The 22,435-nt window shown below is 62.3% G+C and carries 25 protein-coding genes; 11 read left to right on the forward strand and 14 right to left on the reverse strand.

Annotated features, from left to right (window positions below; translation table 11 throughout):
* Positions 1 to 24: 24 nt before the first annotated feature.
* The 4 genes from F8N82_RS24380 to F8N82_RS24395 all read right to left on the reverse strand — a co-directional run bounded on the left by F8N82_RS24380 (position 25) and on the right by F8N82_RS24395 (position 2,642).
* A complete protein-coding gene (locus F8N82_RS24380) occupies positions 25 to 879 on the reverse strand; it encodes an endonuclease/exonuclease/phosphatase family protein (RefSeq protein ID WP_038997816.1) in 855 nt (284 codons plus the stop codon).
* Positions 880 to 891: 12 nt separating this feature from the next.
* Positions 892 to 1,521: a thiol:disulfide interchange protein DsbA gene (gene dsbA, locus F8N82_RS24385; RefSeq protein ID WP_038997817.1), complete on the reverse strand. Its 630-nt coding sequence runs from the start codon at positions 1,519 to 1,521 to the stop codon at positions 892 to 894.
* A gap of 167 nt (positions 1,522 to 1,688) precedes the next feature.
* A complete protein-coding gene (locus F8N82_RS24390; RefSeq protein ID WP_038997818.1) occupies positions 1,689 to 2,306 on the reverse strand; it encodes a c-type cytochrome in 618 nt (205 codons plus the stop codon).
* A gap of 33 nt (positions 2,307 to 2,339) precedes the next feature.
* Positions 2,340 to 2,642 carry a c-type cytochrome gene (locus F8N82_RS24395; RefSeq protein ID WP_038997819.1) on the reverse strand — a complete coding sequence of 101 codons (303 nt, stop codon included), beginning with the start codon at positions 2,640 to 2,642 and terminating at the stop codon, positions 2,340 to 2,342.
* Positions 2,643 to 2,835: 193 nt separating this feature from the next.
* Between F8N82_RS24395 and yihA the strand changes: the two genes are divergently transcribed.
* Positions 2,836 to 3,468, forward strand: a complete 633-nt coding sequence (gene yihA / locus F8N82_RS24400) for a ribosome biogenesis GTP-binding protein YihA/YsxC (protein WP_038997820.1) — start codon at positions 2,836 to 2,838, stop codon at positions 3,466 to 3,468.
* Positions 3,469 to 3,770: 302 nt separating this feature from the next.
* On the opposite strand, the gene polA is transcribed toward yihA, so the two are convergent.
* Positions 3,771 to 6,533: a DNA polymerase I gene (gene polA, locus F8N82_RS24405; RefSeq protein WP_038997821.1), complete on the reverse strand. Its 2,763-nt coding sequence runs from the start codon at positions 6,531 to 6,533 to the stop codon at positions 3,771 to 3,773.
* 74 nt (positions 6,534 to 6,607) lie between these two features.
* Here polA and F8N82_RS24410 point away from each other — a divergent pair, with 74 nt between their 5' ends.
* Together F8N82_RS24410 and F8N82_RS24415 are read left to right on the forward strand one after the other, a co-directional pair.
* Entirely contained in the window at positions 6,608 to 6,895 is a 288-nt protein-coding gene (locus F8N82_RS24410; protein WP_038997822.1) for a DUF2782 domain-containing protein, read from the forward strand.
* A 64-nt stretch (positions 6,896 to 6,959) separates the two neighbouring features.
* Complete coding sequence (locus F8N82_RS24415) at positions 6,960 to 7,910, forward strand: homoserine kinase (protein ID WP_038997823.1); 951 nt, start codon at positions 6,960 to 6,962, stop codon at positions 7,908 to 7,910.
* Positions 7,911 to 7,924: 14 nt separating this feature from the next.
* Here F8N82_RS24415 and F8N82_RS24420 read toward each other — a convergent pair whose 3' ends face one another.
* Positions 7,925 to 8,842 carry a zinc ABC transporter substrate-binding protein gene (locus tag F8N82_RS24420; RefSeq protein WP_038999665.1) on the reverse strand — a complete coding sequence of 306 codons (918 nt, stop codon included), beginning with the start codon at positions 8,840 to 8,842 and terminating at the stop codon, positions 7,925 to 7,927.
* Between the two features lie 66 nt (positions 8,843 to 8,908).
* Between F8N82_RS24420 and zur the strand changes: the two genes are divergently transcribed.
* From zur to F8N82_RS24440, 4 genes are all read left to right on the forward strand, one after another.
* Complete coding sequence (gene zur / locus F8N82_RS24425; RefSeq protein WP_038997824.1) at positions 8,909 to 9,391, forward strand: zinc uptake transcriptional repressor Zur; 483 nt, start codon at positions 8,909 to 8,911, stop codon at positions 9,389 to 9,391.
* Positions 9,391 to 10,170: a zinc ABC transporter ATP-binding protein ZnuC gene (znuC, locus tag F8N82_RS24430; protein ID WP_038997826.1), complete on the forward strand. Its 780-nt coding sequence runs from the start codon at positions 9,391 to 9,393 to the stop codon at positions 10,168 to 10,170. Before zur ends, znuC begins: the two co-directional genes overlap by 1 nt.
* Positions 10,163 to 10,945 (forward strand): zinc ABC transporter permease subunit ZnuB, encoded by a 783-nt coding sequence (znuB, locus tag F8N82_RS24435; RefSeq protein WP_038997827.1) that lies wholly within the window; start codon positions 10,163 to 10,165, stop codon positions 10,943 to 10,945. The genes znuC and znuB overlap by 8 nt, the downstream gene beginning before the upstream one ends.
* A 132-nt stretch (positions 10,946 to 11,077) precedes the next feature.
* Positions 11,078 to 11,791, forward strand: a complete 714-nt coding sequence (locus F8N82_RS24440) for a PA5502 family lipoprotein (protein WP_038997828.1) — start codon at positions 11,078 to 11,080, stop codon at positions 11,789 to 11,791.
* Between the two features lie 36 nt (positions 11,792 to 11,827).
* Here the strand turns inward: F8N82_RS24440 and katE are convergent, their stop codons facing one another.
* A complete protein-coding gene (katE, locus tag F8N82_RS24445) occupies positions 11,828 to 13,966 on the reverse strand; it encodes a catalase HPII (protein ID WP_150777008.1) in 2,139 nt (712 codons plus the stop codon).
* Positions 13,967 to 14,197: 231 nt separating this feature from the next.
* On the opposite strand from katE, the gene F8N82_RS24450 reads away from it, so the two are divergent.
* From F8N82_RS24450 to F8N82_RS24460, 3 genes are all read left to right on the forward strand, one after another.
* The gene (locus F8N82_RS24450; protein ID WP_038997831.1) at positions 14,198 to 15,205 is read left to right on the forward strand and encodes a methionine ABC transporter ATP-binding protein; all 1,008 of its coding nucleotides are present in this window, start codon (positions 14,198 to 14,200) and stop codon (positions 15,203 to 15,205) included.
* Positions 15,205 to 15,876: a methionine ABC transporter permease gene (locus F8N82_RS24455; protein WP_010222633.1), complete on the forward strand. Its 672-nt coding sequence runs from the start codon at positions 15,205 to 15,207 to the stop codon at positions 15,874 to 15,876. The genes F8N82_RS24450 and F8N82_RS24455 overlap by 1 nt, the downstream gene beginning before the upstream one ends.
* 62 nt (positions 15,877 to 15,938) lie before the next feature.
* On the forward strand, positions 15,939 to 16,709 hold the full coding sequence (locus F8N82_RS24460) for a MetQ/NlpA family ABC transporter substrate-binding protein (RefSeq protein WP_038997832.1): 771 nt from the start codon (positions 15,939 to 15,941) through the stop codon (positions 16,707 to 16,709).
* A 70-nt stretch (positions 16,710 to 16,779) separates the two neighbouring features.
* On the opposite strand, the gene F8N82_RS24465 is transcribed toward F8N82_RS24460, so the two are convergent.
* The 5 genes from F8N82_RS24465 to F8N82_RS24485 are packed head-to-tail and all read right to left on the reverse strand — an operon-like array spanning position 16,780 to position 20,684.
* Positions 16,780 to 17,412 (reverse strand): SCO family protein, encoded by a 633-nt coding sequence (locus tag F8N82_RS24465; protein ID WP_038997833.1) that lies wholly within the window; start codon positions 17,410 to 17,412, stop codon positions 16,780 to 16,782.
* Entirely contained in the window at positions 17,409 to 18,308 is a 900-nt protein-coding gene (cyoE, locus tag F8N82_RS24470; RefSeq protein ID WP_038997835.1) for a heme o synthase, read from the reverse strand. The genes F8N82_RS24465 and cyoE overlap by 4 nt, the downstream gene beginning before the upstream one ends.
* The gene (locus F8N82_RS24475; RefSeq protein WP_038997837.1) at positions 18,293 to 19,375 is read right to left on the reverse strand and encodes a COX15/CtaA family protein; all 1,083 of its coding nucleotides are present in this window, start codon (positions 19,373 to 19,375) and stop codon (positions 18,293 to 18,295) included. The genes cyoE and F8N82_RS24475 overlap by 16 nt, the downstream gene beginning before the upstream one ends.
* Before the next feature lie 9 nt (positions 19,376 to 19,384).
* On the reverse strand, positions 19,385 to 19,978 hold the full coding sequence (locus tag F8N82_RS24480) for a hypothetical protein (RefSeq protein WP_038997838.1): 594 nt from the start codon (positions 19,976 to 19,978) through the stop codon (positions 19,385 to 19,387).
* The gene (locus tag F8N82_RS24485; RefSeq protein ID WP_038997840.1) at positions 19,944 to 20,684 is read right to left on the reverse strand and encodes an SURF1 family protein; all 741 of its coding nucleotides are present in this window, start codon (positions 20,682 to 20,684) and stop codon (positions 19,944 to 19,946) included. The genes F8N82_RS24480 and F8N82_RS24485 overlap by 35 nt, the downstream gene beginning before the upstream one ends.
* 63 nt (positions 20,685 to 20,747) lie before the next feature.
* Between F8N82_RS24485 and F8N82_RS24490 the strand changes: the two genes are divergently transcribed.
* Positions 20,748 to 20,951 (forward strand): twin transmembrane helix small protein, encoded by a 204-nt coding sequence (locus F8N82_RS24490; RefSeq protein WP_010222642.1) that lies wholly within the window; start codon positions 20,748 to 20,750, stop codon positions 20,949 to 20,951.
* A 6-nt stretch (positions 20,952 to 20,957) separates the two neighbouring features.
* Here F8N82_RS24490 and F8N82_RS24495 read toward each other — a convergent pair whose 3' ends face one another.
* Positions 20,958 to 21,845 (reverse strand): cytochrome c oxidase subunit 3, encoded by an 888-nt coding sequence (locus tag F8N82_RS24495; protein ID WP_038997841.1) that lies wholly within the window; start codon positions 21,843 to 21,845, stop codon positions 20,958 to 20,960.
* Positions 21,846 to 21,858: 13 nt separating this feature from the next.
* Entirely contained in the window at positions 21,859 to 22,428 is a 570-nt protein-coding gene (locus F8N82_RS24500; protein ID WP_038997842.1) for a cytochrome c oxidase assembly protein, read from the reverse strand.
* Positions 22,429 to 22,435: the final 7 nt, after the last annotated feature.

A 22,435-nucleotide genomic window follows, 5' to 3' on the forward strand; every position in this document is an offset into this window, starting at 1 on the left:
TGGGTCCGCAGAGGGTGATGGCAATTAGCTCAAAGCGGGCAGCGTATCCACAGCAAGGGCATCAGGCAAACGAATCTCAACCGCGACCGGAAGATGATCGGAAATAGGCTGGGCCAGAACCTCGACCCGCTCCAGGGTCAGGCTTGGACTGAGCAGAATGTGATCAAGGCAGCGTTGTGGCCGCCAACTGGGAAAGGTGGCTTGAACCTGGGGTGCGATCAGGCCCAGATCGCGCAGCGGCGAGTGTTCGAGCAGGTCAGTGGCATGGGTGTTCATGTCACCCATCAGTACCTGATGGCGGTAGCCGCCGATCAGTTCGCGAATGTAGGCAAGCTGGCGGGCACGGGTCTTGGAGCCCAGGGCCAGGTGCATCATCACCACGACCAGGGCGTCTTCACCTTCGCCGAAACGCACCAGGATCGCTCCGCGTCCAGCCGGGCCGGGCAGGGGATGATCTTCAAGCAGTTGCGGCCTCAGGCGGCTGAGCACACCGTTACTGTGCTGGGCCAGGCGCCCGAGGTTGCGGTTGAGCTGCTGGTACCAGTAAGGGAAAGCGCCGAGTTGGGCCAGGTGCTCGACCTGGTTGACGTAGCCCGAGCGCAGGCTGCCGCCATCGGCTTCCTGCAGGGCGACCAGGTCGAAGTCGGCGAGCAGGTCGCCAATCTTCTGCAGGTTGCCGGCCCGCCCAGTGTGCGGCAGCAAGTGCTGCCAGCTCTTGGTCAGGTAGTGCCGGTAACGCTCGGTGCTGATGCCGACCTGGATATTGAAACTGAGCAGCCGCAGCCGACCGTCCTCTGGCAGGCCGTTGGCCTGCAGGTGATGTTCGTTGACCTGCGGGTCATGCAGGCCAACGCCACGCTCGGTTCTCCAGCGGCGCATGGCTGGCGCCGCTTACTTAGCGGCGCGCTCCTTGTCGATCAAGTAGTCAGCAACGTTCAGCACGCCTTGCGGCCCACCGGCGGTGCCGAGGTCGAAGCGGTACTTGCCGTTGACGACCATGCTCGGTACGCCTGTGATTTCGTACTTCTTGGCCAGCTCTTTGGCCTGGACGACCTGGCCCTTGATGGCGAAGGAGTTGAAGGTGGCGCGAAACTTGTCAGGATCTACGCCTTGAGTGGCGAGGAAATCAGCCATGTCGTCCAACTTGGTCAGTTGCTTGCGCTGCTTCTGAATGGCTTCGAACACGGCAGCGTGAACCTTGTGTTCGACACCCATCGCTTCGAGGGTCAGGAACATCTGCCCGTGGGCATCCCAAGGGCCGCCGAACATGGCCGGGATACGCTTGAAGTTGACGTCTTTTGGCAGCTTCTCGACCCATGGATTGACCACAGGCTCGAAGCTGTAGCAGTGCGGGCAGCCATACCAGAACAGCTCGACCACTTCGATCTTGCCAGGGACCGACACCGGAACCGGGTTGCTCAGCTCGGTATACTGGTCGAAGGCTACCGGTTCGGCGGCCTGGGCAGTCATGCCGAAGAGGCTGGCGGTGACCAGCGCGGCGCCGAGAATCAGATTACGCATGCTTTACTCCTGAGCAGTCTATTGAGTCGCCTTGGCGCGACCGGTCGTAGGACAGGTCGAGGCAGGCCCGAGTTCGTTAGTGTAACGGCAGCGGGCACAAAAAAGGGCGGCCGAAGCCACCCTTTTCATCTTTGCGCCGTAGTATTAACCCAGCGTTAAAGCGCGGATCAATGCAGACCCTGGATGTAGCTGGACAAAGCTTCGATGTCCTTGTTGCTCAGCTTGGCCGCGATGGTGCGCATGGTGGTGGCGTCGCCGTCGTTGGTACGGTTGCCTTCGCGGAAGTCGGTCAGTTGCTTGGCTACATAGCTGGCGTGCTGGCCGCCCAAGTGCGGGAAGCCGGCCAGGGCAATGCCTGCGCCGTTAGGCGAGTGGCAGCCGGTGCAGGCCGGCAGGCCTTTTTCAACGTCACCGCCGTTGAACAGGGCGCGGCCACGCTCGACCAACTTCGGATCAGCCGCGCCAACGCTGCCTTTCTGGCTGGAGAAGTAGGCGGCGATGTCGGCCAGGTCCTGATCATTGAAGGCGGTCAGCATGCCGGTCATTTCCAGCACGGTGCGCTTGCCGTCCTTGATCTCGTGCAGTTGTTTCAACAGGTAGCGCTCACCCTGGCCTGCAAGTTTCGGGAAGTTCGGCGCCAGGCTATTGCCGTCCGGATTGTGACAAGCGCCACATACAGCAGTTTTGGCCTGACCAGCAGCGGCATCCCCTTTGACAGGCTCTGCGGCATTGGCTGCACCGGTGATGCCCAAGGTCAACAGCAGACTCACGAGTAGTTTGTTCATCAGCTAATCCAACTACGGCTAAGGGTGAAAGAGTTATGTATCGGGACTCTGGCTCATCCACTGGATGATTGCCTGGTAGTCCTCGGCACTGCAGTCCATGCACAATCCACGCATTGGCATAGCCTTGAAACCCTGGGTGACATGCACCACCAGCATCTCCATACCCTTCGCCAGTCTTGGCTCCCAAGCCGCACGATCACCCGCTTTCGGTGCCTGTGGCAGCTGCCCGGCGTGACAAGCCGCACACGTGCGGTTGTACAACGCCTCGGGATCCTGTGTAGCCTGAGCGCTGAATAACGGTATCAAGACACCGACAACAAGCAGCCATTTCGTCATGCGAACGACCTTTCAGGGTTGGGGGCTGCACTGCGTTCTAATGCGCAAGCTTGAATCCGATGCCCCCGTGCACATCCTCCTACGCTGGGATAATGCGCACACAAAATCTGGGGCATTATATACTCCCGTTACTGAAACGGAAACGACACCGCTTGCCGAGCCCGCCTCTGGCAACGCCCACACCGGATATCCCATGCAAGTCAAAAACCCCATCCTCGGCCTCTGCCAACAGGCCAAATTCGCCATCAGTGCTGCCAAGGTCGACCAGTGTCCGCCCGACCAGGGCTTTGAAGTGGCGTTTGCCGGCCGCTCCAACGCTGGCAAGTCCAGCGCACTGAACACCCTGACCCACGCCAGCCTGGCGCGCACCTCGAAAACCCCGGGGCGCACCCAGCTGTTGAACTTCTTCAGTCTGGACGATGAACGGCGTTTGGTCGACTTGCCGGGCTACGGTTATGCCAAGGTGCCAATCCCGCTCAAGCAGCACTGGCAACGGCACCTGGAAGCTTACCTGGGCAGCCGCGAGGCCTTGAAGGGCTTGATCCTGATGATGGATGTGCGCCATCCGATGACCGACTTCGACATGATGCTGCTCGATTGGTCGCGCGCCTCCGGCATGCCGATGCACATCCTGCTGACCAAAGCCGACAAGCTGACCTTTGGCGCGGCCAAGAACACCCTGCTCAAAGTGCAGTCGCAGATCCGCAAAGGTTGGGGCGACAGCATTACCATCCAGCTGTTCTCGGCGCCCAAGCGCCAAGGCCTGGAAGAAGCCTACGGGGTACTGGCACGCTGGATGGAACTGCCGGACAAGCCCGCAGAATAAGGGCCGCCCGGTAAACGCCGGGCAAAAAAAACCCCGGACTTCGTATGGGGAGGGGGAAGTTCGGGGTTCAAGTTCCGGACCGCTAGGGCGGGGTCCAGAGATCTGCCAACACTTAACACAACATAGGAGCATCGAAGGGCTTCACCAGCCATTCAGATACTCTGAGTCGCAGTTCACCGGTTTAGTTCCGGACGTTTAAAAACTATTTGCGATAGATGGGAAACTTCCGGCGCTAACGGCATCAGGCCAGGCCAAAAGCCGCGACGATATGCCGCAGCTTTTCCCCGATTTTCAGCGTTTTTTTAGTGCGCTTCGTCCCAATTTGACCCCACTCCGACCTCAACCAGCAGCGGTACATCCAACTGGGCGGCTCCGCTCATGTGTGGACGAATCTGCTCGCGCACCTGCTCGACCAGGTCTTCGCGCACTTCCAGCACCAGTTCGTCATGCACTTGCAGGATCACTCGGGCATCCAGGCCCGAATCGCTCAGCCAGTTATCCACCGCGACCATGGCGCGCTTGATGATGTCGGCCGCCGTGCCCTGCATCGGCGCGTTGATGGCGGTGCGCTCGGCGCCTTTGCGCAGGGCCGGGTTCTTGGCGTTTATCTCCGGCAGATACAGGCGCCGGCCAAACAGGGTTTCGACATAACCTTGCTCGGCAGCCTGGGCGCGGGTGCGCTCCATGTAGGCCAATACGCCTGGGTAGCGGGCGAAGTAGCGATCGATGTAAGCCTGCGACTGTTTACGGTCAACGCCGATCTGCTTGGCCAGGCCGAAAGCGCTCATGCCATAGATCAGGCCGAAGTTGATGGCCTTGGCGCTGCGCCGCTGGTCGATGGTGACCTGCTCCAGCTCCACGCCGAAGACCTCGGCAGCGGTGGCCCGGTGCACGTCCAGATCGTTGCGGAAGGCGTGCAGCAGACCTTCGTCCTGGGCCAGGTGAGCCATGATCCGCAGTTCAATCTGCGAATAGTCCGCCGCCAGCAGTTTGTAGCCTGGTGCGGCGACGAAGGCCTGGCGGATACGCCGGCCTTCGGCGGTACGGATCGGGATGTTCTGCAGGTTCGGGTCACTGGACGACAGCCGTCCGGTGGCTGCGACCGCCTGATGGTAGGAGGTGTGAATTCGCCCGGTGCGCGGGTTGATCTGCTCTGGCAGGCGGTCGGTGTAGGTACTCTTGAGCTTGCTCAGGGAACGGTACTGCATCAGCACCTTGGGCAGCGGGAAATCCATGTCGGCCAATTCCGCCAACACCGCTTCGGCGGTAGACGCCTGGCCTTTGGCAGTCTTGTTGAGCACCGGCATGCCCAGCTTGTCATAGAGGATCACGCCCAGTTGCTTGGGCGAACCGAGGTTGAACTCCTCGCCGGCGATCTCGAAGGCCTGGCGTTCCAGCTCGGCCATTTTCTCGCCCAGCTCGATACTCTGTACGCCCAGCAGCTTGGCATCGACCAGCGCGCCCTGGCGCTCGATCTTGGCCAGTACCGGCACCAGCGGCATCTCGATGTCGGCCAGCACCGATTGCAGGCTCGGAATCTGCGCAAGCTTGTTCTGCAGGGTCTGGTGCAGGCGCAGGGTGACGTCGGCGTCTTCCGCGGCATAGGGACCGGCCTGTTCCAGGGTGATCTGGTCGAAGGTCAGCTGTTTGGCACCTTTGCCGGCGATGTCGGTAAAGCCGATGGTGGTGTGGTTCAGGTACTTGAGCGCCAGGCTGTCCATGTCGTGACGGGTGGCGGTGGAGTCGAGCACGTAGGACTCGAGCATGGTGTCGTAAGCCACGCCCCGCATCTGGATACCGTTGGCAAGATCGCCACCGATGGCGCAGTTGGCCAGGATGTTCATGTCGTACTTGGCGTTTTGCGCCACCTTGACCTTGGTCGGGTCTTCCAGCAGCGGCTTAAGCGCCAGCAGCACGCTGTCGCGGTCGAGCTGCTCGGGCACGCCCATATAGGAATGGGTCAGCGGCACATAAGCGCCTTCATGGGCCTGAACCGCGAACGACACGCCGACCAGTTGCGCCTGCTGGGCATCGAGGCCGGTGGTTTCGGTGTCGAAGGCAAACAGTGGCGCCTGGCGCAGCTTCTCCAGCCAGGCATCGAAGCGGGCCTGGTCGAGGATGGTTTCGTACTGAGCCTCGACCACTTCCTGCGGCGCTTGGACCACGACTTCCTGGCCGGCCCGCTTGGCGTCGCGCTGGACTTCGTCGATCCAGCTCTTGAACTCCATCTCGGTGTACAGCTCCAGCAACGCGTCACGGTCCGGCTCGCCGCACACCAGCGCATCGACTTCGACGTCCAGCGGTACATCGATCTTGATGGTTGCCAGCTCGTAGGACAGGAACGCCGCGTCACGGTGCTCTTCAAGCTTGGCCGGCAGGGTCTTGGCGCCGCGAATGGCCAGGGTCGGGACTTTGTCGAGGTTCTGGTACAGGTCGCTCAGGCCACCACCGATACCGGTCAGCAGGCCCACCGCAGTCTTTTCGCCTACCCCCGGCACGCCCGGGATGTTGTCGACCTTGTCGCCCATCAGGGCGAGGAAATCGATGATGTGCTCAGGACCGACGCCAAATTTCTCGTGCACGCCAGCAACGTCGAGCACGCTACCGGTCATGGTGTTGACCAGCGTAATGTGGCCGTCGACCAGCTGGGCCATGTCTTTGTCGCCGGTGGAGATGATCACCGGGCGCCCGGCTGCGGCGCTGCTGCGCGCCAGGGTGCCGATCACGTCGTCGGCTTCCACGCCTTCGACGCACAGCAGCGGGTAGCCCAGGGCACGCACGCTGGCGTGCAGCGGCTCGATCTGCACGCGCAGGTCATCGGGCATGCTTGGCCGGTTGGCCTTGTACTGCGCATACATTTCGTCGCGGAAGGTACCGCCCTTGGCGTCGAATACCACCGCGAACAGGCTGTCCGGATACTGCTTGCGCAGGCTCTTGAGCATGTTCAGCACGCCCTTGACCGCGCCGGTCGGCAGGCCCTTGGAAGTAGTCAATGGTGGCAGCGCGTGGAAGGCGCGGTACAGGTACGAGGAACCGTCCACCAGGACGAGGGGAGCTTGGCTCATGTGCAGAATCAACCTTTTCGACGGGCCCGGCGCTAGAATGTCCGGAACATTGACGACAAAGGGACAAGGTTATCATGCGTACACTAAATCGCCTGTTGCTGCTCAGCCTGTTGGCAGTCACTCCGGTCGTCGCCCTGGCAGCGGATGACGCGCCAACGGCTGATCCGGATGTAACCATTCGCACGGAAGGCGACAAAACCATCCAGGAATACCGGCAAAATGGCTTCCTGTATGCAATCAAGGTGACCCCGAAAGGCGGAAAACCTTACTTCCTGGTACGCGCTGATGGTTCGGAGGGCAATTTCATCCGCTCCGACCAACCGGACATGCTGATCCCATCGTGGAAAATCTTCGAGTGGTAAGCCGTACCCTTTACATCAACCTGGCACTTCCCTGCTGAAGTGCCCGTATGGGCAATTTTTGATCATGTCAGTCTTCACCCCCCTGACCCGGCCTGAGCTGGAAACCTTTTTGGCGCCGTACGGCCTGGGCCGCCTGCGGGACTTCCAGGGCATTGCCGCCGGCACCGAGAACAGCAACTTCTTTGTCAGTCTGGAACAGGGCGAATATGTGCTGACGCTGGTCGAACGCGGGCCAATTCAGGACCTGCCGTTCTTCATCGAACTGCTTGACGTGCTGCATGAGGCCGACCTGCCGGTGCCCTACGCCCTGCGTAGCAACGACGGCGTGGCCCTGCGTGAACTGGCCGGCAAGCCTGCGCTACTGCAGCCACGGCTGCCGGGAAAGCACATCAAGACCGCCAACAACCAACATTGCGTACAGGTTGGCGAACTGCTCGGGCACTTGCACCTGGCCACCCGCGACAAGGTCCTGGAGCGCAAGACCGATCGCGGCCTGGACTGGATGCTGGAAACCGGCGCCGAGCTGATGCCGCGCCTGAACGCCAAACAGCGCCAGCTGCTGCAGGCGTGCCTGGACGAGGTGATCGAGCACAAGGCACAGATCATGGCGCTGCCCCGGGCCAACCTGCATGCCGACCTGTTCCGCGACAACGTGCTGTTCGAAGGCACCCACCTGACCGGCCTGATCGACTTCTACAACGCCTGCTCGGGGCCAATGCTCTACGACCTGGCGATCACCCTGAACGACTGGTGCTGCGACGACGCCGGGGTCATCGATGGTCCGCGGGCGCGGGCGTTGCTGGGGGCGTATGCGGCGCTGCGACCGTTCACCTCGGCCGAGTCGCACCTGTGGCCGGTGATGCTGCGCATTGCCTGCGTGCGCTTCTGGCTATCGCGCCTGATTGCCGCCGAATCGTTTGCCGGGATGGACGTGCTGATTCACGATCCGGCTGACTTTGAAGTTCGCCTGGCGGCGCGCCAGCAAGTGGAGATTGCCTTGCCGTTTGCGCTTTGAAACATCGCGGGGCGTCACAACTTCTCCAGACACCCCGCCAGATCATTCCCCAGCTTCTCCAGCAACTGCTCATACCCCTGAGCACTGGCCGGCACTGTACCGCCCAAGGCGTCCAGCTCCGCCAGGGTCACCGGCAGCCCCGCCGTCAGCGTCTCGGCCAAGCGTGGGCGCAGTGGCGGCTCGCTGAACACACAGGTCTTGCCCACTTCCTGTAGGCGCTTGCGCATCGCCGCCACGTGCTGGGCGCCCGGCTGCACTTCTGCAGCCACACTGAACACCCCGGTGTGCTTCAGGCCGTAAGTCGATTCAAAATAGTCAAACGCTTCATGGAAGACGAAGAACGGCTTGCCACTAACACCAGCCAGGCGCTTTTTAAGACGCCCATCCAGCGCATCCAGACGTTCGCCAAAGGCCTTGAGGTTGCCCTGGTAACGTGCGGCATTGGCCGGGTCGGCAGCGCTGAGGTCAGCGGCCATCTTCGCCGCAATCACCCGAGCGTTGACCGACGACAGCCAGAGGTGGGCATCGAGGCTGCCCGGGCGGTGATCATGGTCATGATCGTCGCCCTCTTCGTCGTGGGAGTGGCTATCTGCGCCAAAGTGGCGAAGTTGCAGGCCCGGCAGGTCCTGCACCGCGACACTCGGCTTGCGGCGGGTCTTGAGTACCCGCGGCAGGAAGCCTTCCATGTCCGGGCCGATCCAGTACAACAGCTCGACATCGCCTACCCGCCGTACGTCGGAAGGGCGCAGGGCATAATGGTGTGGCGAGGCGCCTGGCGGCAGTAGCACTTCAGGCGTGCCGAGGCCGTCCTGAACCGCTGCAGCAATCTGTTGCAGGGGTTTGATACTGGTCAGCACACGCACTTCGGCCTGTGCCTGGAACATCACCAGAGTGGCGATAAAAGCGACAAAAAGGGCAAAAATTCGGGACACGATGACCACTCACAGGGGCTGAAACAGGTAACATAATAACGTCTCTAATCAGAACCGTCGCCGCTCATGCCTAAAACCCCGCTGGCCAACCGCCCCCACGACCACTCCCATTGCGTGCACAGCGCCCTGGCCGAGGCCGATGCGCTGTGCGCACGCCAGGGTGTGCGCCTGACCGCCTTGCGCCGCCGCGTGCTGGAGCTGGTGTGGCAGAGCCACAAGCCGCTGGGCGCCTACGACATCCTCGCCGTGTTGAGCGAGCAGGACGGCCGCCGGGCGGCGCCGCCCACCGTATACCGGGCGCTGGATTTCCTCCTGGAAAACAGCCTGGTGCACCGCATTGCCTCGCTCAACGCCTTCATTGGCTGCAGCCACCCCGAGCACGCGCACCAGGGCCAGTTCCTGATCTGCCGCGAATGCCACGTGGCCATCGAGCTTGAGCAGAGCAGCATCAGCGACGCCATTGTCGCCAGCGCCAAAGAAGTCGGGTTCAGCGTCGAAGCACAGACGGTCGAAGTCGTCGGCCTGTGCAGCAACTGCCGGAGCGCCTGATGAGCAATGCGCTGATTCGCCTTGAGCAGGTGGGCGTGAGCTTTGCCGGCCAAGCAGTACTCGACAGCATCGACCTGGCCGTGGAGCCCGGGCAGATCGTCACCCTGATCGGCCCCAACGGCGCCGGCAAGACCACCCTGGTGCGCGCCGTGCTCGGCCTGCTCAAGCCGCATACCGGCACGGTCTGGCGCAAACCACGGCTGCGCATCGGCTACATGCCGCAAAAGCTTCAGGTCGATGCCACCTTGCCGCTTTCAGTGCTGCGTTTTTTGCGCCTGGTGCCCGGTGTTGATCGTGCGGCGGCCTTGTCGGCACTCAAGGAAGTCGGCGCCGAACAGGTGATCGACAGCCCGATCCAGGGTATTTCCGGCGGTGAGATGCAGCGCGTGCTGCTGGCCCGCGCACTGTTGCGCGAGCCCGAGCTGCTGGTACTCGATGAGCCGGTACAGGGCGTCGACGTCGCCGGCCAGTCCGAGCTGTACAGCCTGATCACCCGCCTGCGCGACCGCCACGGCTGCGGCGTGCTGATGGTTTCCCACGACCTGCACCTGGTCATGAGCACCACCGATCAGGTGGTCTGCCTCAACCGCCACGTCTGCTGTTCCGGCCACCCGGAACAGGTCAGCGGCGACCCGGCTTTCGTTGAGCTGTTTGGCAGCAACGCGCCGAGCCTGGCGATCTATCACCACCACCACGACCACGCCCACGACCTGCACGGCTCGGTGGTCGCCCCGGCCAAAGGCGGCCACGTTCATGGAGATCACTGCAAGCATGGCTGATTTTCTGCTTTACGCCCTGCTCGCAGGCTTGGCCCTGGCGCTGGTCGCAGGCCCGCTGGGGTCCTTCGTGGTCTGGCGGCGCATGGCCTATTTTGGCGACACCCTGTCCCACGCCGCGCTGCTCGGCGTCGCCCTGGGCTTCGTGCTGGATGTCAGCCCGGCCCTGGCGGTCACCGTCGGCTGCCTGTTGCTGGCGATCTTGCTGGTGACCCTGCAACAGCGTCAGCCACTGGCCTCCGACACTCTGCTAGGGATTCTTGCGCCCAGCACGCTTTCCCTGGGCCTGGTGGTGCTGAGCTTCATGCACGATGTACGCATCGACCTGATGGCCTACCTGTTCGGCGACCTGCTGGCGATCAGCCCGGGGGATCTGGCCTGGATTCTCGGCGGCAGCGCTGCGGTATTGCTGTTGTTGGTGGTGCTGTGGCGGCCGCTGCTGGCGGTCACCGTGCATGAAGAGCTGGCCATGGTCGAAGGCTTGCCGGTCGCCGCGCTGCGCCTGGCGCTGATGCTGCTGATTGCAGTGGTGATCGCCGTGGCGATGAAGATCGTCGGCGTGCTGCTGATCACTTCCTTGCTGATCATTCCCGCCGCTGCGGCGCAACGTCACGCCCGCTCGCCGGAACAGATGGCCCTGGGCGCCAGCCTGCTGGGGGTTACTGCGGTTTGTGGCGGCCTGGCGCTGTCGTGGTTCAAGGACACCCCGGCCGGGCCGTCCATCGTGGTCTGCGCCGCAGTGCTATTCTTGCTGAGCCTGGCACTGCCCCGGCGCTGAAGTCGTGGGGTGCAGCCTCGGCGGTTGCACCCTGCGACATTTAAAAACGCGCAGGGTCCTGAAGAGTTATTTTCGAGTCTACGGACTGGGTGTAGACTTGCTCGCTTTTTGCGCAAATAGAGAGTCGCAGGAATGAAGCCGTTCGCCTCCCGTTATCTGCTCCTTGCCGCGTTTTCACTGATCCTCGCCGCGTGCTCCAGCACCCCGGCCGACAACGCCGCCGTGCCTGCCCAGCCTGATGCCTGGCAGCAGCTGGAGCAAAGCATCGCCAGCAGCGAGCTGGCCACTGCCGAAGATCAACTCGCCACCCTGCAAAGCCAGGCGCCGAATGACAGCCGGATCGAGCAATACCAGCGTCAGCTGGCCGAAGCCTATCTGCAACGCAGCCAGATCGTCCTGCAAAAGGGTGATGTGAATGCGGCGGCCACCGCCTTGGCCCGCGCCCGCGCGCTGATGCCCAAGGCACCGGCGCTGACCGGCGGCGTCAACGGCGCTATCGCCCAGGCCCGCAAGGCCGAGCTCGATAAAGCCGAAGCTGCGCTGAAAGCCGCCGAAGCCCGCCCGGCCGCCAAACTGATCGACCCGACCGCGCCGAGCACCGTCGTCGCCTTGAAAACCACCAACATTCGCGAAATGCGCAAGCAACTGGATGACATCGCCAGCGACGTGGTCAATTATCAGTGCGATGTGGTGTTCCAGGTGCCGCGCAAGCAAGACGCACCCTGGCTGCAAACCCTGCTGGGCAAACGGGTGAAAAAACTCGACAAAGACTTTGCCTTGCAGCAAAGCCACGAGATTCATCGCAACCAGCCTGCCCAGGCCGTACTGGTCCCGCGCCGCCCTTAACGAAAAGGGTGCCCTGGTGGGCACCCGATTTGTGCATCACGCCGGAATGGCTTTCGCCGCAGTCTCACGCTCCCACACCCGATGCTTGCTGATTGCACTGATGAAGGCCTTATAGGCTTTGTCATCATTGCCCAGCAGCAAGCCGCTATCGGCCTTGAGCCCCAGTTTGTCGAGCACGGTTTGCGCCTCGCTGGCCAGGCCAATGGGCTTGAGGTGCTTGTAGGCTTCGAGCAGGAAATGCACCGCGACCCCATCACCGGCCAGAGCCTGGAGCGAAGCCTTGCCGCCCGGCACCCAGGCCGCATCGAAGATCACCGAAGGCATGCCTTCCATCGACGCATCCACTGCCAGCGCCTTGCCTTGGGCGGTTTTCACCGGTGCCGAGGTCGGGCCGAGAATTTTGATCTGCGCACTCTCGGCTTCCAGCGCCTTGACCAGGCTATCGACACCGGCGCCATCCACGCCATCGGCCACCAGCACTGCTACTTTACGGCCCTTGATGCCTTCGCCCAGCAGGTTCATCTGGCTCAACGCCGGGGACTCCTTGAGGCTTGGTTGAGGCACATCCACTGTGCCTTTCTTCGGTGCAGGCAGGCCAAGGTTGGCTGCCACCCGCGCCGCCAGCGTAAGGTCGATGTTGGCGAGGATTTCGTTCACTTCGCGGGCGCGGATGAACTCCCGCTCAACCTTGCCCAGCTCAAAACTGTAGGCACTGATGATGTGCTCCTGCTCGGTCGGGCTCATGCTCTGGAAGAACAACCGTGCCTGGGAGAAGTGGTCGGCGAACGACGGGCTGCGCTGGCGCACCTTGTGCGCTTCGATACGCTCAGGATACGACTCGAAACCGCCATCGCTGGCTGCCGGCGCGGTTTCCTTGGGCCAGCCGCCATCGATCGAGTTGGGCTCGTACGAGGCGCGGCCCTTGTCCACAGTGGTGCGGTGCAGCGCATCGCGTTGGCCATTGTGGTTGGGCGCCAGCGGACGGTTGATCGGGATCTCGTGGAAGTTCGGCCCGCCGAGTCGGCTGATCTGGGTGTCGGTGTAGGAAAACAACCGACCCTGTAGCAGCGGGTCGTTGGAAAAGTCGATGCCGGGGACGATGTGCCCAGGGCAGAAGGCGACCTGCTCGGTTTCGGCAAAGAAGTTGTCTGGGTTGCGGTTGAGCACCATTTTGCCCAGCGGCGTAACCGGCACCAGCTCTTCGGGGATGATCTTGGTCGGGTCGAGCAGGTCGAAGTCGAACTTGTGCTCGTCTTCTTCGGCGACGATCTGCACACCGAACTCCCATTCCGGGTAATTGCCGGTTTCAATCGCTTCCCAGAGGTCGCGGCGATGGTAGTCGGTATCTTTACCGGCCAACTTCTGCGCTTCGTCCCACAGCAGCGAACACACGCCCGCCTTGGGCTTCCAGTGGAATTTGACGAAGCTCGACTTGCCCTGGGCATTGATCAGGCGAAAGGTGTGCACACCAAAGCCCTGCATGGTCCGCAAGCTTTTCGGGATGGCGCGGTCGGACATCGCCCAGATCACCATGTGCGCCGATTCCGGCACCAGGGAGACAAAGTCCCAGAAGGTGTCGTGGGCCGAGCCGCCGGTGGGAATTTCGTTGTGCGGCTCAGGCTTCACTGCATGCACGAAGTCGGGAAACTTGATGGCATCCTGAATGAAGAACACCGGCATGTTGTTGCCCACCAGGTCGAAGTTGCCTTCATCGGTGAAAAACTTCGCGGCAAAGCCGCGCACATCGCGCACGGTATCGCCCGAGCCACGCGGGCCCTGGACGGTGGAAAAACGCACGAACACCGGGGTGATCTTCTCCGGGTCCTGCAAGAAACCAGCCTTGGTCAGCGCGGCATGGGATTCGTAGGTTTGGAAGTAGCCATGGGCGCCGGTACCGCGAGCATGAACGATGCGCTCGGGAATGCGCTCATGGTCAAAATGCGTGATCTTTTCACGCATGATGAAATCCTCCAGCAGCGACGGGCCGCGGTCACCGGCTTTCAGGGTGTTCTGGTTGTCGGCAACCCTGACCCCCTGATTGGTGCGCAGCGCCTGGCCAGTGGCGTCACTACGAAAGGCTTCCAGGCTTTGCAACTTGGCGTTGGTGTTGGCCCGGTCCGGGGTCTGGGTACCGGCCAGTTGGCTTTCCTTGGGCGGGTTCTTCTTGCTGGGCATCGGTGTGCTCTCCTCAGTCAATCGATCCTACGGTTCGACCCCACGGTGGGCCCTATCCAGTAGTGACTGATGGCCCCTGCAGGCGTTCCTTCGGATTGACCACTGATCGCGTTATTCCAGTAGCATTGGTCAATTGCGAAATAAATGCTAAGAACCTCTATACGAACAGGCTAAAATGCGCGCCCGGCTAACCGCTGACCCCATTCCCATGCGCCCCACAAGGTTCGCTACGTGATCGAGTTTCAAAATGTCCATAAGACCTACCGCGTTGCCGGTAGGGATATCCCCGCACTGCACCCGACCAACCTGATCGTCGAAGACGGCCAGGTGTTCGGGCTGATCGGCCATTCCGGCGCCGGTAAAAGTACCCTGCTGCGCCTGATCAACCGTCTGGAAGCGCCAAGCGGCGGCAAGATCATCGTCGACGGCGAAGACGTTACTGCGTTCAACGCCAATGATCTTCGCCGATTCCGCCAACAAGTCGGGATGATCTTCCAACACTTCAACCTGCTGGCCTCCAAGACTGTCGCCGACAACGTGGCCTTGCCGCTGACCCTGGCCGGCGCACTGTCGCGCAAGGAAATCGACATCCGCGTCAATGAGCTGCTGGCCCGCGTCGGCCTGTCCGATCACGCGAAGAAATACCCGGCCCAACTCTCCGGCGGCCAGAAGCAGCGCGTCGGCATCGCCCGCGCCCTGGCCACCAAGCCGAAGATCCTGCTGTGTGACGAAGCCACCAGCGCCCTCGACCCGCAGACCACCGCCTCGGTGTTGCAGTTGCTGGCCGAGATCAACCGCGAACTGAAGCTGACCATCGTGCTGATCACCCATGAAATGGACGTGATCCGCCGGGTCTGTGACCGTGTGGCAGTCATGGATGCCGGGCAGATCGTCGAGCAAGGCCCGGTGGCCGATGTGTTCCTGCACCCGCAGCACCCGACCACCAAGCGCTTCGTCCAGGAAGACGAGCAGGTCGACGAAAACGAACAGCGCGACGACTTCGCCCACGTGCCAGGGCGCATCGTGCGCCTGACCTTCCAGGGCGACTCGACCTACGCGCCGCTGCTGGGCACCGTCGCCCGGGAAACCGGTGTGGATTACAGCATCCTGGCTGGGCGCATTGATCGCATCAAGGACACCCCGTATGGGCAGCTGACCCTGGCCGTCACAGGCGGCGACATGGAAGCGGCGTTTGCCCGCTTCACTGCAGCTGATGTTCATATGGAGGTACTGCGTTGATGGACGCCTTGAGTTTCTTTGCCAATGTCGACTGGGCCGAAATCTGGCTGGCCACCATCGACACCATGATCATGCTGTTCGGGTCGCTGTTCTTCACCGTGCTGCTCGGCCTGCCGCTGGGCGTACTGCTGTTTCTCTGCGGCCCGCGCCAGCTGTTCGAACAGAAGGGCGTATACGCGCTGCTGTCGCTGGTGGTGAACATCCTGCGCTCGCTGCCGTTCATCATCCTGCTGATCGTGATGATTCCGTTCACCGTGCTGATCACCGGCACCTCGCTGGGTGTCGCCGGCGCCATTCCACCGTTGGTGGTGGGGGCTACGCCATTCTTCGCACGCCTGGTGGAAACCGCGCTGCGTGAAGTCGACCGCGGCATCATCGAAGCCACCCAGTCGATGGGCGCCACCACCCGCCAGATCATCATCAACGCCTTGCTGCCCGAGGCCCGTCCGGGCATCTTCGCGGCCATCACCGTGACCGCCATTACCCTGGTGTCGTACACCGCGATGGCCGGTGTGGTGGGCGCTGGCGGCCTGGGTGACCTGGCGATCCGCTTCGGTTACCAACGTTTCCAGACCGATGTGATGGTAGTCACCGTGGTCCTGCTGCTGGTACTGGTTCAAGTCCTGCAGAGCGTGGGCGACAAACTGGTTGTGCATTTTTCCCGTAAGTAACCCCATGGGTCGGCACTGCCGACGCACCGGGGGCCGGATCGGCCCTCACAAGGAGTGATTTGATGAAAAAGCTGCTTGCTGTTGTCGCCGCTGTCGCGGCCTTCTCGGCCCAGGCCGAGACCCTGACTGTTGCCGCCACCCCGGTGCCGCACGCCGAGATCCTCGAGTTCGTCAAACCGGCCCTGGCCAAAGAAGGCGTGGACCTGAAGGTGAAGGTGTTCACCGACTACATCCAGCCGAACGTACAGGTGGCCGAGAAGCGCCTGGACGCCAACTTCTTCCAGCACCAGCCGTACCTGGATGAGTTCAACAAGGCCAAGGGCACCCAGCTGGTGAGCGTTGCCGGTGTGCACCTGGAGCCGCTGGGCGCCTACTCGAGCAAGTACAAGAAACTCGACGAGCTGCCGTCGACTGCCACCGTGGTCATCCCCAACGACGCCACCAACGGCGGTCGTGCCTTGCTGCTGCTGGACAAGGCCGGTGTGATCAAGCTCAAGGACAACACCAACATCCTCTCGACCGTCAAAGACATCGCCGAGAACAGCAAGAACCTGAAATTCCGTGAACTGGAAGCGGCGACTATCCCACGCGTGCTGACCCAGGTCGACCTGGCGCTGATCAACACCAACTACGCGCTGGAAGCCAAGCTCAACCCTGAGAAGGACGCGCTGGTCATCGAAGGCAGCGATTCGCCTTACGTGAACATCCTGGTGACCCGCGAAGACAACAAGGACGCCGACGCTGTGAAGAAGCTGGTTGCAGCCCTGCACACGCCGGAAGTGAAGAAGTTCATCGAAGAGAAGTACAAGGGCGCGGTCAAGCCGGCGTTCTGATTCAAAGACCTATCGCGGGGCAAGCCCGCTCCCACAGGTTTTGTGGGAGCGGGCTTGCCCCGCGATGCTTTCAGTCGCGCTTAACCAGCCCAGGCAATTGAGCAACCAGCTTCTGGTTGTTGAATGGCGCCCGGATAAACCCGCGCTGCTTGCCATCCGGCCCCAGCAGCGCCAGGTTGCCGCTGTGATCGACCGTGTAGTTCGGCTTGCTGGTATCGGCCGGAATGAACGGAATGCTCACGGCATTGGCCAGCTTCTGGATGTTCTCCAGCGAGCCGGTCACCCCGCGAAAATCCTTGTCGAAATAGCCCAGGTACTGCTTCAGCTGTGCCGGGGTGTCGCGGTTCGGGTCGACACTGACCAACACCACCTGCAAGCGCTCTACCGCCTCCTTGGGCAGCTCGCTTTTTACCTGGCGCAGCTGGGCGAGGGTGGTCGGGCAGATGTCCGGGCAGAAGGTGTAGCCGAAGAACAGCAGCGACCACTTGCCCTTAAGCTCATCCATCAGCACTGGCTGGCCTTGCTCGTCGGTCATCTCCACGGCAGGTACCGTGCGGCTCTGCGGCAGCAGGATGATGCCGGCATCGATCAGCTCGGTCGGGTTGCCTTCGCTGCGGCCATTGAGCACCTTGTTGACGGTAAGCCCGAGGATCACGGCGACCAGGGCAACGAGAATAAAGACGGTTTTCTGGGTTCGAGTCATAGGTTCAACAGTAGGTAGTGGTCAACAAGCAGCGCGATGAACAGCAGCAACAGGTACCAGATAGAGTACTTGAAGGTCTTGATCGCCGCGTGCGGCCGACTGCCACGGTACAACACCCAGGCCCACTGCAGGAAGCGCCCGCCCAGGGCCAGGGCGCAGGCCAGGTACAGCGGGCCGCTCATGTGGATGGCGTAGGGCAGCAGGCTGACTGCCAACAACACCAGGGTGTACAGCAGGATATGCACCTTGGTGTAGTGCTCGCCGTGGGTTACCGGCAGCATCGGAATATCAGCCTTGGCGTACTCTTCCTTGCGGTGAATGGCCAGCGCCCAGAAGTGCGGCGGCGTCCAGGCGAAGATGATCAGCACCAGCAGCAATGGCTCGGCACTGATATGCCCGCTGATCGCCACCCAGCCCAGCAGTGGCGGCGCGGCGCCGGCCAAGCCGCCGATGACGATGTTCTGCGGCGTGGCGCGCTTGAGAAAGCCGGTGTAGATCACCGCGTAACCGAGCAGCGAGGCCAGGGTCAGCCAGGCTGTCAGGGCGTTGGTGAACACCAGCAACAAGGCCATGCCCAGGGTCGCCAGCAGCAGGGCAAAGGTCAGTGCCGCCGCTGGCGCCACCCGGCCTTCGGCCATTGGCCGTTTATGGGTACGCGCCATCAGTGCGTCGATGCGCCGGTCGAGCACATGATTGACCACCGCAGCACCACCGGCGCAACAGGCAATGCCCAGGTTGCCGAACAGCAGAATGGTCCACGGCACCCCGGCGCGGGTGGCGAGGAACATGCCGACCAGCGAGGTGATCAGCATCAGTACCACCACTTTGGGCTTGGTCAGCTCGAGGTAGTCCCGCCAGCCTGCTTGCAGCCTGCGCTCGCTCAGAAGCGTCGCCATGAATTATCTCCCAGATAATGAACGACTCCGCCACTCGTCAGCGGGGTCAGGCGCCAGCCCTGGCTGACCCGACGGGCTTTGGCCTGGGCAACCAGGCGAATGCGGTAATTGACCAGCACCATGCTCAGCAACAGCATGGCGCCACCGGCGTTGTGGGCTACAGCAACGGCCAGTGGCAGATGGAACACCACATTGCTGATGCCCAGGCTCACCTGCACGGCCAGTGCCACCAGCACCAACCCCGCCAGCCTGCTCAAGCCTTGGCGATGCAGTTTCCAGCTCAGGATCAGCATGACGGCGGTCACCAGCAAGGCGCCCAGACGGTGGCTCATATGAATCGCCGTACGCGCATCGCTGTCGAGCTGGCCGCCCAGGTAATTGGGGCCGATGTGCTGGGTCAGGTGAAAGCCGTTGGCGAAGTCCGCCTGCGGCCACCACTGGCCATGGCAGGTTGGCAGGTCGATACAGGCTACTGCCGCGTAGTTGGCGCTGACCCAGCCGCCCAAGGCGATCTGGCCGATCACCACCAGCAAACCCAGCGCCGCCACCCGGCGCACGCTCAACGGCAGCTTGGGCAAGGGCGCAAAGGCGCGTGACAGGCGCAGACTAAGCAGGAACAACAGGCTCAAGGTGGCAAAGCCGCCTAATAGATGTGCAGTAACCACCTGCGGCCACAGTTTGAGGGTCACCGTCCACATGCCAAAGGCCGCCTGGGCGAACACCACGCCGAGCAACAGCAGCGGCAGGCGATACGGCTGGCCGTCACGGCCATGGCGGCGCCAGGCCTGCAAGGCCAGCAGGGTGATCACCAGCGCCAGGGTACCGGCAAAGTAGCGGTGGACCATTTCGTTGCGGCCCTTGTGCGCCTCCACCGGCGTGTCGGGGAAGTGCCGCTCGGCGTGGGCCAATTGCGCTTCGGTCTTGGGCACGCTGATAAAGCCATAGCACCCCGGCCAGTCCGGGCAACCCAGGCCGGCATGGGTCAAACGGGTATAGGCACCGAGCAAGACGACAACCAGTGCCAGCAGGGTGGCGAAGACGGCGAGGCGAAATCCTGGTCTGGCCATAGCGATGTCCTACCCGATATTGGACAGTTTCAGCAGGTGGCGCAGGTCATTGAGCAAGTCCTTGCCCTTGATCCTGGCGTCGTAGCGCAGTACCAGGTTGCCGTGCGGGTCGATGATCCACAGCTGGGCATCCTGTTTGCCCTGGCTGACCGCGCCGTAGCGCGACAGGTCCAGAGGGTAGCGCTGCAGTTGCGGGTACTCGCGATCCAGCTTGGCCTGATAGTCGGCCGCCAGTGGCTGGGCGGCGGCCAGGGCATGGCTGGCGCGGCTGGCATCGCGGCCCAGGCCGATCTGGATCTGCCGGGCCAGGTACACCAGTTGCTGGCAATCCAGCCCGCAATCCTTGGGCGTACTCACCAGCAGTTGCCAGCGCCCTTCGTCCGCACTCACGCCAAGGTCGCCACGGGTCTGGCCGGTGCCGATCATTTCCCCGTGGTAGCTACGGCTGTCGGGCACCCAGAACTTGAGTTTGTACATGCTGGTGGCGAGGATCATCGGGCCGAGGACCACCAGCAGGATCAGCAGCAGTTGCAGGCGCCCGCGCGTACGGCTGCGCGGTGCCTTGCCTTCAGACATGTTGAGTGGACTTGTGACGGCTCCCATGCTGTTTCTCCTTGTTGTTATGCCAGCCGAAGTAGAGGTAGAGCAGCACCAGGGCCAACGCCAGGGCAAACCACTGCACGGCGTAACCCAGGTGTTTTTCCGGGCCCAGGGCGACTACCGGCCAATCCAGCCGGTAACTGGCCAGGCCCGGTTCCAGGCGCAATTCGTGGGCAAAACCTTCGCGGCCCAGCTGCGGCCACAGCGCGCCGGCGTCGATGGCGGTCAGCAGCCGCGGCCAACTGCCGCCTTGCGGGTCGGCATGCAGTTGAAAGGTGGCGCCAGGGGCGACATACACCGCAGCATCCAGGCTCAAGGGTTGCTCAGGCGTGCTGAACTGCACGGGGATGCGACGGTCCGGCCAGGGCAGCCAGCCGCGATTGATCAACAGCCACAGGCCGCTGGCCTGGTCGAAAAAGGGTTGCAGCAGCTCGACGCCAACCTGGCCGTCGCGCATGCGGTTATCCAGCAACAGGCTGTGCTGAGCATCAAACTGGCCGTACAGGTGCACCCGGCGATAGGCCGGATCCTCAATCTGCAGCAACTGCGCACTGCCCACCGCGTCGCTGCCACTGCGCTCGGCGTAGACCTGCAGCAACTGGCGTTTCTGTTCGGCACGCCCGAGCTGCCAGCAGCCCAGCGCAATCAACCCCGGCAGCAGCAACAGCACTACCAGGGTCGGCGCGATGCCGGGGCGAAAGCGCTTCACCGGGCCCTCGAAAGGTCAGTCGCTATACTTGTACTCATCACTGCATCCCCCCGGAGTTTCGCCATGCTTAAAGCCGCGATTGTCCTGATGCTGTTGGCGACCATCGCCAGCCTGTTCAGCGGCCTGTTCTTTCTGGTCAAGGACGACGGACAGTCGACTCGCCTGCTTAAAGCCCTGACTGTTCGCGTCACCCTGGCCGCCTTGACCCTGGCCCTGGTGACCTGGGGTTTCTACAGCGGCCAGTTGGTTTCCCACGCGCCGTTCTGAGCCCGGCTACAGCACGTAAACGAAGATAAACAGCCCCACCCAGACCACATCGACGAAGTGCCAGTACCAGCTGGCCGCTTCGAAACCGAAGTGTTTATCGGCGTTGAAGTGCCCGCGCAGGATGCGCACCAGCATCACGATCAGAATCAGCGTGCCCATGGTCACATGGGCACCGTGGAACCCTGTGAGCATGAAGAAAGTTGCGCCATAAATGCCCGACCCCAGGGTCAGCCCCAGTTCGGTATAGGCCTCGTGATACTCGTAGGCTTGCAGCACCAGGAAGGCCAGGCCGAGCAGAATAGTCAGCGCCAGCCAGGCCTTGAGCGGGCCGCGGTGATTCTTGCGCAAGGCATGGTGGGCGATGGTGATCGTGACACTGGAGCTGACCAGCAAAATGGTGTTGATCAGCGGCAGGTGCCAGGGGTCGATGATGTCCTTGGGCGGCGGAAACAGTTTCGGGTCTGGCGTGTGCAGCAACGGCCAGGAAAACTCGAAGTTCGGCCATAGCATGTGCGCCACGCCCTTGGCGCCATCCCCACCGAGCCAGGGCCCGGCCAGATTGCGCACATAGAACAGCGCACCGAAGAAGGCGATGAAGAACATCACCTCGGAGAAGATGAACCACGACATGCCCCAGCGAAACGAGCGGTCCAGCTGCGGGCTGTAGAGCCCGGCACGGCTTTCCTTGACCACCGCGCCAAACCAGCCGAACAGCATGTAGGCCAGGCACAGGGCGCCGAAGAAAAAGATCCACGGCCCATGGGATTCCGGGCGCCCGGCCTTTAAGTCGTTGAACCAGGTGCCCAGGCCGAACACGGTGATGAACATGCCGACCGTGGCGATGATCGGCCACTTGCTTTGCGCCGGTACGTAATAGTGCTCATGGGAAGCCATCGTGGTGTTCTCCTTATCGGGCGCCCTGTGCAACCGGGTCCGCCAGGTGTGCGACTGGCGGGTGGCGAGCGGTGATATCGAACAGCGTGTAAGCCAGCGTCAGGTGTTTCACATCCTTGGGCAGGTCGCGGTCGACGATGAAACGCACCGGCATTTCGATGCGTTCACCTGGCTGCAGCACCTGCTGGGTAAAGCAGAAGCATTCGGTCTTGTGAAAATACGCCGCCGCCTCGGCCGGGGTAATGCTGGGAATGGCCTGGGCGCTCATAGGCTTGTCCGTCGGGTTGCGGGCGATGAACACCATCTGGTTGACCGCCCCCGGGTTGACGTCGATCTGGTCGGCGGTGGAGTAGAAGTCCCAGACCATGTCACTGGCATTGGTCGACATGAACTGCACCTTGACCGTGCGATTCAGGTCACTGACCTGAGTGCCTTCATACTGCCCACCGGTCTTGCCGTTGATGCCGAAGGCTTTGCACATCACGTCATAGATCGGCACCAGGGCAAAGCCAAAGGCGAACATCACCACGGTCAGCAGCATCAGCCGCCATACCAGGCGTTTGAGCGAGGTCCCTTCACTCATGCTGCAT

Origin of the sequence: Pseudomonas fluorescens (assembly GCF_902497775.2) — a bacterium.
GTDB classification, from domain to species: domain Bacteria; phylum Pseudomonadota; class Gammaproteobacteria; order Pseudomonadales; family Pseudomonadaceae; genus Aquipseudomonas; species Aquipseudomonas putida_F.